This window comes from Microbacterium sp. 71-23, assembly GCF_001897265.1.
GTDB classification, from domain to species: Bacteria; Actinomycetota; Actinomycetes; order Actinomycetales; family Microbacteriaceae; genus Microbacterium; species Microbacterium ginsengisoli.
Genome location: NZ_MKSL01000035.1, coordinates 206,615 through 217,417, shown reverse-complemented (window position 1 = coordinate 217,417; position 10,803 = coordinate 206,615). Strand labels below are relative to the sequence as shown.

Here is a 10,803-nt window from a genome sequence, read left to right as displayed (position 1 = left end):
GAGGGGTCCGCGCGAGCCCTCTGCCCGATCACACCGCGCTGCGCGCGAGTCCGATCCGCACACCGAAGTCGGACGCATCGAATCCGCCGTTCGACTCGACGTAGGCGATGAACGAGGCGACGATCACGAGCGCCAGCGTGACGGGAGGGACCCACATCCGCACCGTCCGGAACCGTCGCACGAAGGTCTGCACCGACGCGCCGACAGCGAGCAGAAGCACGACGGCGATCGTGTACGAGCTCGCCGCCCGCTCGACCGCGGCTCCGTCGCAGCCCGCGCAGTGATGCACGTAGACGACGCCGGCGAACAGCCGCCACGCGGTCTCCGCCGCGAGCGCGACAGCGGCGACCCATACGGCCACAGCGATGAGGCGACCCGATTGCCAGTGCTCCGCCGTACCCCCCGCCATGGCTCCACCCTCACCCGGCCGCGAGGCGACGGTCAACCCGAGGCGAGGTCTCGTCACACAGATTTCACGCGAGCGGCCGTGGCATCCGTTCAGGCCGGGTGCCCTAGACTCGATCACGACAGGGGGAGTACTCCCACGCGACGGACCCGTCAATACGGATGCGCAGACGCATCCCGGCCCGTCGGCCCCGCACCCGGGGTGGAGGAGACCTTGGCGACATCCGTGTTCCGCCCTACCCTCTGGAGTTCCCTGTGAACGTCACCCCCCTCGTCTGGATCATCACGATCGCGGTCACCATCGCGTTCTTCGTGTACGAGTTCTTCGCCCACGTGCGAAAGCCCCACGAGCCGACCATCGGCGAATCCGCCCGCTGGTCGGCCTTCTACATCGGGCTCGCACTCCTGTTCGGCGTCGGCATCGGCGTGGTCTCCGGCTGGACGTACGGCGGGGAGTACTTCGCCGGCTACCTCACCGAGAAGGCGCTGTCGATCGACAACCTCTTCGTCTTCCTCCTGGTGATGACGGGCTTCGCCGTGCCGAAGGCGTACCAGCAGAAGGTGCTGATGATCGGCATCGTCATCGCCCTCGTGCTGCGCGGCGGCTTCATCGCGATCGGCGCAACGCTCATCGAGAACCTCTCGTGGGTGTTCTACATCTTCGGTGCGCTGCTGCTGTTCCTCGCCTGGAAGCAGGCGTTCGGCAACCACGAATCCGACCCCGCCAACGGGGCGTTCATGCGCTTCGTGCGCCGCCACCTTCCCGTCACCCACGACTACCACGGCGACCGGCTCACGGTGCGCCTCGACGGCAAGCGCTTCGTCACCCCGATGCTTCTCACGATCATCGCGATCGGCTTCATCGACCTGATCTTCGCGGTCGACTCGATCCCGGCGATCTACGGGCTGACCAACGAGGCGTACATCGTGTTCACCGCCAACGCGTTCGCGCTCATGGGCCTGCGGCAGCTGTTCTTCCTCATCGGCGGACTGCTCGAGCGCCTCGTCTACCTCGCGCAGGGGCTCGCCGTCATCCTCGCCTTCATCGGCGTGAAGCTCGTCTTCCACGCGCTCCACGTCAACGAGCTGCCCTTCATCAACGGCGGCCACCATGTGGAGTGGATCCCCGAGATCCCCATCTGGTTCTCGCTGCTGTTCATCGCCGCCACGATCGCCGTCGCGACGGTCGCGAGCCTGGTGAAGACCCGGGGCGACCGGGCGGTGACGACGGGGCACTAGCCTCACGGCCCGGCCCCGGTGTGCGAGGGGTACGGTGTACGCGGATGTCCCGCACTCACCTGAACCCCGCAGGCGACGCCGCCCTCGGCCGCATCGCCGTCGTCGGCGACGGCAGAATGGGCCGGGCGCTCATCGCCGCTCTCGCGGAGATCGGGGTCACCGCGGCCGGCCCCGAACCCCGTGGTGCCACCGGGTCGGGCGCCGACATCGTGCTCCTCGCGGTGCCCGATCACGCGATCGCGGAGGCCGCTGCCGCCATCGCCCCCGGCCCGCTCGTCGGGCACCTCTCCGGTGCGCTGGGGCTGGCTCCGCTGACCCCGCACGAGTCGTTCAGCATCCACCCCCTCATGACCGTCACCTCCGCCGGTGCCCGCTTCACGGGCGTCACCGCGGCGCTCGCCGGAAGCACTCCGCGCGCCCTCGCCGCCGCCGAGCGGCTCGCCGCGAAGCTCGGGATGTCGCCGGTCGCCGTCGCCCCCGACGACCGGGCGGCGTACCATGCGGCCGCGTCGATCGCGGCGAACTTCCTCGTGACGGTCGAGGCGTTCGCCGAGCAGCTCGCGTCGACCGCGGGCATCGACCGCGCCGCCCTCGTACCCCTCGTGCGCGCCGCCGTCGACAACTGGTCGGCGCTGGGGGCGCCGGCCGCCCTCACCGGTCCCGTCGCCCGGGGCGATGACGACACCGTCGCCCGCCAGCGTGCCGCTATCGCCGAGCGCGCCCCCGAGCAGCTCGCGCTGTTCGATGCGCTCGTCGATGCCACGCGCGCGCTCGCCGAGCGCTCGCGCACCTCGGCGGCCCCGGCATGATCGTCGCGACGACGCTCGCCGAGCTGCGGTCCGCCCTCGCCCCGCGCCGCGACGCCCCGATCGCCGTCGTGCCGACCATGGGCGCCCTGCACGAAGGTCACCTGTCGCTCGTCACGGCAGCCCGCGCGCGTGCGGCCACCGTCGTGCTCACGATCTTCGTGAACCCGACCCAGTTCACCGAGCAGGCCGACCTCGACGCCTACCCCCGCGCTCTCGACGACGACCTCGCGAAGGCGGGCGCCGCGGGCGTCGACGTGGTCTTCGCGCCGACCGCCGCCGAGATGTACCCGACCGGCTTCGCGACCACGGTGTCGATCGCCGGATCCCTCACCGAGACCTTCGAGGGCGCCGTGCGCGGCCGCGCCCACTTCGACGGCGTCGCCACGATCGTGAGCAAGCTGCTGCTCGCCGCGCTCGCCGACACCGCGTACTTCGGGCAGAAGGACGCCCAGCAGGTCGCCGTCGTCCGACGGCTCGTGCGCGACCTCGGCATCCCCACCGAGATCGTCGTCGTGCCCACGTCGCGCGACGACGACGGCCTCGCGCGATCGAGCCGCAACGTGCGGCTGACTCCCGCCGACCGGGTCCGTGCCCTCGCCCTGCCCCGCGCGCTGGCCGCCGCCGCCCGAGCCGCCGCCGACGGTGAGCAGGATGCCGCGGCTCTCCGCGCGATCGCGGCGCACGAGCTCGACGCCGCCGGTCTCACCCCCGACTATCTCGCCGTCGTCGACAGCGATGGCTTCGCCGAGCTCGACCGTCTCGACCGCGACGCGGTGCTCGTCGTCGCAGCCCGCGTGGGAGCCGTGCGACTGCTCGACAACGTCGTGCTCGCGCCCGTGACGGTGAGCAGCGACATCCTCGACGACCGTCCGGTCGCTGCACCCACCGGGAGCCCTCGATGACCGAACGCCCGCCCGTCACCCTCGCCCGCATCGCCGAGATGCACGCCGCCGGCGAGCAGATCGTCATGGTGACCGCCTACGATCATCCGTCCGCGCGTGCCGCGGAGCGCGCCGGGGTGGACATGATCCTCGTCGGCGACTCGGCTGCCCAGGTCGTCCTCGGCTACGACGGCACCGCGCCCGTGTCGCTCGACGAGATGCTCATGCTCGCGCGTGCCGTGCGCCGTGCCGTGCGCACGGCCTTCGTCGTCGTCGACCTGCCGTTCGGGGCGACCGAGCTCAGCGACGAGCAGGCCGTGGCCTCCTCGCTCCGGCTCGTGAAGGAGGCGGGCGCCGACGCCGTCAAGCTCGAGGGCGGGCAGCCGGCGCGGCTGTCGCGCATCCGCGCCATCGTCGCGGCCGGTATCCCGGTCGTCGGGCACATCGGTCTCACGCCGCAGACCGCGACCGCGCTCGGAGGACTGCGCGCCCAGGGCCGCACGGTCGACACCGCCCTCCGCGTCGCTCAGGAGGCGCTCGACGTCGAGGCGGCCGGGGCGATCGCTCTCGTCGTCGAGGCTGTGCCCGCGGCGGTCGTCGCCGAGATCCGCGGAGCCCTCGGCATCCCCCTCATCGGCATCGGCGCGGGTGCCGCCGACGGCCAGGTGCTCGTGCACCATGACCTTCTCGGCATCACCGCCGGGCGCACCGCACGGTTCGTCAAGCAGTATGCGGCGCTCGGTGACGCCATGGCCGAGGGCATCGCCACGTACGCGACCGAGGTGCGCGCGGGGGAGTTCCCGAGCGCCGAGCACACCTACCCGGTGGCCGACGACGTGCTCGACCAGGTGCGCGCGCACCTCGCGGCACGCGGGCACTGAGGCTCCGCGCGGCCGGCGGGCCCGGCGGGTGCGCGCGTCACCGCACGTAGCTGCCGTAGTAGGCGAACGCCGCCCACACGAGCACCGCGACGCCCACGGCCAGCAGCGCAACACCGACATACATCAGCACGGTCGCCGGCCGCACCGGCGGCCGCTTCCGACCTTCGTCAGGGATCCCCATACCGCGGATATTACTGACGCGGTGTGTCCAGAATGTGTCCGATGACGGATGACGACGCTCAGCGCACGACGGCGGTGACCGTCGGCAGGGCGCCGACCACGTGCTCGCTCACCGAACCGAGCACGAAACGGGCGAACGCGCCCCGCCCGTGAGAGCCCACGACGAGCAGCGCCGCACCGGCGCCGGCCTCTTCGAGCGCGGTCGCCGGGTCGCCCTCGAGGGCGTCGCCGGTCACGGCGAGGTCGGGGTGGGCCGACGCGACCCGCTGCACCACCGCGTCGACGTTCGCCGCCGCGATCGCCGCGAGATCGGTGAGGTAGAGGTCGGGGTACAGCCCGAAATCGCCGGGCACGGCGACCGGCGTCCACGCCGACACGACGCGCAGCGGTTCGCCGAGCCGCGCGGCCTCGGCGGCGGCGAACGTGATCGCGGCATCCGAGACATCCGAGCCGTCGACACCGACGACGACACCCGATCCGGCGGCGTCGGCGGCGGGAACGACCACGACGGGGGAGTGGGCGGCGGCGGCGATGCGCGCCCCGTGCAGTCCGCGCCGACCGGATCCTCGCGACTCGCCGCCGATCACGACCAGCGCGGCATGAGCGGATGCCTCCACCAGCGCGGCGACCGGATTCCCGTGGTCGACGCGCGTCGACACGGCGACCCCGCCTGCGCCGAGCCGGGCCGCCTCCGCGGCGACCGCGTCGGTCGCGTGCGCGAGTGCGGCGTCCAGCACCTGCTGCTCGCCGACCGCGCCGACGGCGCCGCCGACGATCGCGAGCAGCTCGACCGCTCCGCCCGTCGCCGCCGCTCGGGCCACCGCCCAGTCGCCGGCATGTCCCGACACCGTCGCATCGACGAATCCCACCACGATCGCACCAGTCATGGCCGCCCCTTCGCTCGTGCCCTCAGCGTATCCCCGGCACCGGCGGCGGGCGAGGTCGATGACCGGGCAAACCCCGGTGCGAGCGGCCCCCGCGTGTCGGGTGATCGCAGCGTCCCGGCCGCCCGCCCGGGATCACTCGATAGAGTCGCCAGGTGAGCACTCCGCCGCACGACGGCTCCGACGCGTCAGATCCGATCGACGCGCCCGACGCCGCGCACCCGACACCGATCGTTCGCGCGCCGAAGCCCCCGCGTCATCCCGCGTCCCACCCGGCACGACGTCTGCAGGAAGCCGCGGGGTCGGCGCCGGCCGCGGAGAGCGCCCCCGCGGATGCCCTCTCGGCCTCCGCCGACGCCGCGACCAACGAGGACGCTCGGCGCATCGTCGCGAACCGCGACGCCTATGTGCTGCGTGTCGACACCGCTGCCGTGCCGGTCACCGGCCCGGCCGTCGACGACAGCGCATCGAGCCGTTCCGGCGACGCCGCGGAATCGTCGCCCGAGCACGCCCTCGTGTCCGACGCCGCTGCGCCGGACGCACCTGCCCCGAACGCTGCTGCGCCGAACGCCTCTTCGGTGAACGCCTCTGCATCGCATGCCCCCGCCGCCGCTCCGCGCGGTCGCCGTGCCCCGCGCCGGTCGCGCGCGCCCCGTGCTCCCCGCACGCGACGTCAGAAGTGGATCCGCGGCTTGATCATCGCCGCCTTCGCGCTCGTCGTGGTCGTCGTGCTCTCGGGCCTCGCGATCGCCGGCATCGCCGTCAACACCCTGGTGAACACCGTGTCTGCACAGCCGCCCCGCGTGGGCACCACGATCGTCGCTCCCGACGAGTCCAAGGCGGCCAAGGCCGCCGCCGCCGAGACGCCCGGCTCGGCCGAACAGGCGGCAGCCGCCTACCTCGCCGCCCAGCCCACCGCCTACTGGCTCACCCCCGAACAGGATCCGATCGGCGAGGTCTACGACCGTGTCGCCCACCTTGCCACCGAGGCCCGCGCACAGAAGGCGTCCCTCGCCGTCGTCGTCTACGGGCTCCCGGGCCGTGACTGCGGAAACCACTCCGCCGGCGGTCTCGACGAAGCCGACTATGTCACCTGGACGACCCAGATCGGTCAGGCGCTCGCCGCGGCATCCGACCTGCGCAAGATCGTCATCCTCGAACCCGACAGCCTCGCGCTCGCGCCGCAATGCGGCAACCTCAGCGACCGCGACACCCAACTGCGCGGGGCGGTCGACGTGATCGCGGGCACCAACACCTGGATCTACCTCGACGGCGGTCATTCGTCGTGGCTTCCGGCGGCGCAGATGGCCGACCTGATCAAGAGCGTCGGCGTGCTCGACAAGGTGCGCGGGTTCGCGACGAACGTGTCGAACTTCAACACCACCCAGAACGAGTTCAGCTACGCCCATGCCGTCGCCGCCGCCCTCGGGACGGGTCACGCGATCGTCGACACCTCGCGCAACGGCGCCGGGCCGACGAGCGACAACCAGTGGTGCAACCCGGCAGGCCGCCTCGTCGGCGACAAGGGCGGCACCTACGGCGACGACGTCGTCGACACCAATCTGTGGATCAAGCCGCCCGGCGAGAGCGACGGCACGTGCAACGGCGGACCCGACGCGGGTGTCTGGTGGCCTGCGGGAGCGGTCGCGCTCACGCAGGGGCTGGTGAAATGACGCACGCCGTGTTGCCGGACCCACGCTCCGGCTTCTCAGGGCTGTAACAGAACTATGGAACAATGACGAAGCGCTCGGGGGCCCGCGGGGTGACCGACGCGTGTCCCTCCGGTTCCTCCACGAGAAGGCCACCTGAATGAGCACACCTGAAGGCGGGCAGAAGACCGCCGTCATCGTCGAGGACGACCCCGACGTCCGCCACCTCCTCGTCGAGGTGCTCGAGGCCGCGGGATTCTCGACGGTCTCCGTCGGCAACGGCATCGACGGTGTGCGTGCAGTGCTGGCCTATCAGCCCCTCATCACGACGCTCGACGTGAACATGCCGGGCATCGACGGGTTCGAGGCGGCCCGTCGCATCCGCGAGAAGAGCAACTCCTACATCATCATGCTCACCGGCCTCGCCGACGAGGCCGATGTGGTGCTGGGCCTCGGCGCCGGCGCCGACGAGTACATCGTCAAGCCGTTCCGTCCGCGCGAGTTCCGTGCGCGCATCGAGGCGCTCCTGCGCCGACCGCGCCCCGACGGTGCGACGCCCCCGGCGACCCGGCAGGAGAGCGTCGGCCCGTCGTTCCCCGGCGCCCGGCCCGCGGCGTCCGCCTTCCCGACCCCGCCCGGCGCACCCGAAGGCGACCTGCCCCCGGCCTCGTGGGCGACGCCCGCCGCCCCGGCGGCCCCCGCCGCCCCGGCCTACGTCGAGCCGCAGCCGGTGGCTCCGGTCTACGTCGAGCCCCAGCCGGCCGCGCCGGTCTACGTCGAGCCCCAACCGGTCGACGCGCCGCCCTACGCCGAACCGCAGCCCTACCCGGCGGAGCCCCCGGCATATCCCGTCGTCGTGCCGGCGGCGCCGCCCACGCAGGCGATCGTCCCCGTCTACCCGTCGCAGGAGCTCGCCCGTCCGGGGATGCCCGCGCCGGGCGGCGGCTACTGGATCACCCACCGCGACCTCCAGCTGAACCCCGAGACGCGCATCGTGCTCATCGGCGGGCAGCAGGTCGAGCTCACCCGCACCGAATTCGACCTGCTCGCGACCCTCCTCGAGTCGAAGCGTCGCGTGCGCAGCAAGGCCGACCTCACCCTCGTGCTGCGCGGCGAGTCGTACGTGACCTCCTATTACGTCGGCGAGGCCGACAAGCGCGCGGTTGAGGCGCACATGACGAACCTGCGCCGCAAGCTCGGCGACAACCCGTCGAACCCCCGCTACATCGAGACCGTCCGCGGCGTCGGCTACCGCCTCACCACCGAGCTGCTCGCGCCCTGACGTGCGGAGAAACGCGCGGGGGCGGCATCCGATCGGATGCCGCCCCCGCGCGTTTCGCGGGATGTCAGACCTTGTACCCGTGGTGACGGCGCACGAGCTTGCTGAACATGAGGAGCGTCTGCAGCACGGTCACCACACCGACGATGGGCCATCCGACCCACAGGATCGACGACTGCGCGACCGGGCCGAGGATGCTCCAGATCGCGGCCGACGCGATCAGCACCGCGATCAGGAGGATCGCCGGCACCCAGTAGCCCAGCGAGCCGCCGCCGCGTTCCGCTTTGGCCTGCATGGCCCAGTTGTCGACCTTCTTCTTCGAGAGGAAGCGGCTCCAGGAACGGAGGAAGTGGCCGATGCGCACCCACATGAACATCTCCGCCGGCAAGAACAGCACCGCGAAGAGCACGTCGCGGTTGTCGCAGTACTTCATCGTGCGCGCGATGCGCAGGTTCAGCAGCATGGCGACCACGGGCGGGATGAGCCAGAACGCCGAGAACACGAACGCGTTGATCGACAGCGACGCGGCGAGCAGCGTGATGAACGCGACGCGCACGAACAGGTTCGTCAGCATGCCGAAGTTCTCGAACCAGCGCAGGCGCAGGTTGGGGTGGAAGGGCTGGCCCTTCGTGTCGCCGCGCTGGCCGGGCCACATCAGCTCGATGGCGCCGTACGTCCACTTCACCTGCTGCGCGTCGTAGCCGCGCAGCGTCGTCATGCCGCCCACGTACGCGCGCGCGTACGGGCTGATCTTGGTCAGGTAGCCGGCGCTCTTGATCTGCAGCGAGAGGAGCGAGTCCTCGACCTCGCTGTCCTTCACCCACGGCGTCGACTGGTGGTTGGCCTTCATCGCGTCGCGGAGGGCGTTCGTCGAGAAGATCGAGAACTGACCGCCCAGCACCGCCATGTTGCGTCCGCGCAGCAGGTTCTGCAGGTTGAAGGCGGCGAACTGAGTGCGCTGACCGGCGATGAGGAACTTCGCCAGCAGGCCCTTGATCGGCCGGTCGTCGATCGTGTAGATCGCCGAGATGCCGCCGATGCGGGAGTCGCCCATCGCCTCGGTCTCGAGGTACTCGACCGCCTTCGGGTGGGCGATCGTGTCGCCGTCGACGCCCAGGAGGAAGTCGCAGCCCTCGACGAGCGAGTAGCCGTAGTTGAGGGCGCCCACCTTCTTGTCGGGGTTCTTGCCGATGTCGTGCACGAACACCTCGGTGAACTGCTCGCCCAGGTCGGTCGTGATCTCGTGGGGTCCCGCGTACTCCGCGGCGATCTTCGCCGTCTGGTCGGTCGTGTTGTTGATCACGACGTGGATGACATCGGGCACGCGCGTCTGCGAGAGGAGACCCTCGATGACGTCGGCGATCGACTCCTCCTCGTTGTACGCCGGGATGACGCAGCCGATCGTGGAGCGGCGCGTCTGGCCGTCCTCGAGCACGGCGGTGAAGTCCTCGGAGAACTGGTCGGCTCCGTACGAGGCGTCGGCCGGGTAGCCCGGTGCCGGTGCGTAGCTGGGCGCGCCGTAGGCGGGTGCTCCGTAGCCGGGGGCCGGAGCGTACCCGGGGGCGGGCGCGTAGCCGGCGCCACCCGGGTAGGGGTAGGTCGGGTCGTAACCGGTCACAGCGGTCGACTGTGGCGCGGGCGTGGGCCGGTACTCAGCCAACGGGACCTCTTTCTCGCGATGGGGGAATGCACGACTCACGCCGTGTAAAACCCATCATGCCCCGCGATCCGCAAGGTCGGGAGGGCCTGCGGGCACGGAAATCAGAGACTTTCCGCAAGATTTCCGCAAGACGCCGAGGTGGGGCATCCGCGCTCGCGTTCCTCTGCCGCCGTCTAGGGCGGGCTATTGGTGGAAGATCGCGATCGGAACCGCCTCATACACCGACTGCTGGCCGAACGAGGTGTCGGTGTTCGCCTGCCCCTCGACCCACACGTTCATCGTGAACGACAGGGTGAGCCCGTACGTGTCGCCGGGGAGCTGGTGGATCACCGTGTCGGGAACGAGGAACCCGCCCTGGTAGGTGTTCAGCAGCAGACCCTTGTCGGAGCGGAGCGTGTCGCTCGGCACCATCGTGCGCGGGTCGGCGCTGAACTGGAACGGAGACTGCACCTGTCCGGAGGTCTGCGCGGTCTGCGACGAGATCGTGATGGACGAGAGGTAGACGCTGCGCTTCTGCGCGAGCACGGCCTTGTCGTCGACGCGCTTGTCGTAGACGTTCACCGCGAACCCGAAGTGCTTGTCGTTGCTCGGCGTCCACTCCTGCGTCTTCTTCGGGTCCTGAGCCCAGACGTTGAGCTCCAGCACCAGGCTGTCGGCGAGGTCCGTGTCGAGCTGCACCGAGCCGTCGCTCGTGAACACCGAGTTGTAGAGCAGCGACGCCGACGGGCTCGAGGAGGGTCCGGCGGTCGGCACGACGGTCGTGGCGCTGCGACCGGACAGCGCGTTGATCGCATCGACGATCTGCGCGCACCCCGTCGCGGAGGCGACCACGATGGCGGAGAGGGCGACCACGACGGCCAGCCGAGTGGAGCGACGCAACGAACGACCCATGACACTCCCTAGCTCTCGGACCGTGGGGATGGGGATCGCGGGCTC

At 71.1% G+C, this 10,803-nt stretch carries 11 protein-coding genes; 6 read left to right on the top strand and 5 right to left on the bottom strand.

Features of this window, described 5'->3' with window-relative positions; translation table 11 throughout:
* Nucleotides 1–28: 28 nt before the first annotated feature.
* The gene (locus tag BGO15_RS11605) at nucleotides 29–409 is read right to left on the bottom strand and encodes a hypothetical protein (protein WP_056206084.1); all 381 of its coding nucleotides are present in this window, start codon (nucleotides 407–409) and stop codon (nucleotides 29–31) included.
* Nucleotides 410–660: 251 nt separating this feature from the next.
* On the opposite strand from BGO15_RS11605, the gene BGO15_RS11600 reads away from it, so the two are divergent.
* From BGO15_RS11600 to panB, 4 genes are read left to right on the top strand one after another with little or no spacing between them, the layout of a single operon-like run.
* Nucleotides 661–1,644: a TerC family protein gene (locus tag BGO15_RS11600; RefSeq protein ID WP_056518691.1), complete on the top strand. Its 984-nt coding sequence runs from the start codon at nucleotides 661–663 to the stop codon at nucleotides 1,642–1,644.
* 44 nt (nucleotides 1,645–1,688) lie between these two features.
* Nucleotides 1,689–2,453, top strand: coding sequence for a Rossmann-like and DUF2520 domain-containing protein (locus BGO15_RS11595; RefSeq protein ID WP_056206109.1), 765 nt, complete (start codon nucleotides 1,689–1,691; stop codon nucleotides 2,451–2,453).
* On the top strand, nucleotides 2,450–3,355 hold the full coding sequence (gene panC / locus BGO15_RS11590) for a pantoate--beta-alanine ligase (protein WP_082482948.1): 906 nt from the start codon (nucleotides 2,450–2,452) through the stop codon (nucleotides 3,353–3,355). The genes BGO15_RS11595 and panC overlap by 4 nt, the downstream gene beginning before the upstream one ends.
* Nucleotides 3,352–4,215 (top strand): 3-methyl-2-oxobutanoate hydroxymethyltransferase, encoded by an 864-nt coding sequence (panB, locus tag BGO15_RS11585; RefSeq protein WP_056206083.1) that lies wholly within the window; start codon nucleotides 3,352–3,354, stop codon nucleotides 4,213–4,215. Before panC ends, panB begins: the two co-directional genes overlap by 4 nt.
* A 37-nt stretch (nucleotides 4,216–4,252) precedes the next feature.
* On the opposite strand, the gene BGO15_RS11580 is transcribed toward panB, so the two are convergent.
* Together BGO15_RS11580 and BGO15_RS11575 are read right to left on the bottom strand one after the other, a co-directional pair.
* Nucleotides 4,253–4,396: a hypothetical protein gene (locus BGO15_RS11580; RefSeq protein WP_048809466.1), complete on the bottom strand. Its 144-nt coding sequence runs from the start codon at nucleotides 4,394–4,396 to the stop codon at nucleotides 4,253–4,255.
* Nucleotides 4,397–4,454: 58 nt separating this feature from the next.
* Nucleotides 4,455–5,282 carry a universal stress protein gene (locus BGO15_RS11575; protein ID WP_056206081.1) on the bottom strand — a complete coding sequence of 276 codons (828 nt, stop codon included), beginning with the start codon at nucleotides 5,280–5,282 and terminating at the stop codon, nucleotides 4,455–4,457.
* Nucleotides 5,283–5,434: 152 nt separating this feature from the next.
* On the opposite strand from BGO15_RS11575, the gene BGO15_RS11570 reads away from it, so the two are divergent.
* Both BGO15_RS11570 and BGO15_RS11565 read left to right on the top strand, forming a co-directional pair.
* Complete coding sequence (locus BGO15_RS11570; protein WP_235557366.1) at nucleotides 5,435–6,952, top strand: glycoside hydrolase family 6 protein; 1,518 nt, start codon at nucleotides 5,435–5,437, stop codon at nucleotides 6,950–6,952.
* Nucleotides 6,953–7,088: 136 nt separating this feature from the next.
* Entirely contained in the window at nucleotides 7,089–8,210 is a 1,122-nt protein-coding gene (locus tag BGO15_RS11565; protein ID WP_273189866.1) for a response regulator transcription factor, read from the top strand.
* Between the two features lie 64 nt (nucleotides 8,211–8,274).
* On the opposite strand, the gene BGO15_RS11560 is transcribed toward BGO15_RS11565, so the two are convergent.
* Both BGO15_RS11560 and BGO15_RS11555 read right to left on the bottom strand, forming a co-directional pair.
* On the bottom strand, nucleotides 8,275–9,825 hold the full coding sequence (locus BGO15_RS11560) for a glycosyltransferase family 2 protein (RefSeq protein ID WP_084603768.1): 1,551 nt from the start codon (nucleotides 9,823–9,825) through the stop codon (nucleotides 8,275–8,277).
* Nucleotides 9,826–10,050: 225 nt separating this feature from the next.
* The gene (locus tag BGO15_RS11555; RefSeq protein WP_056206079.1) at nucleotides 10,051–10,758 is read right to left on the bottom strand and encodes a hypothetical protein; all 708 of its coding nucleotides are present in this window, start codon (nucleotides 10,756–10,758) and stop codon (nucleotides 10,051–10,053) included.
* Between the last annotated feature and the right edge of the window lie 45 nt (nucleotides 10,759–10,803).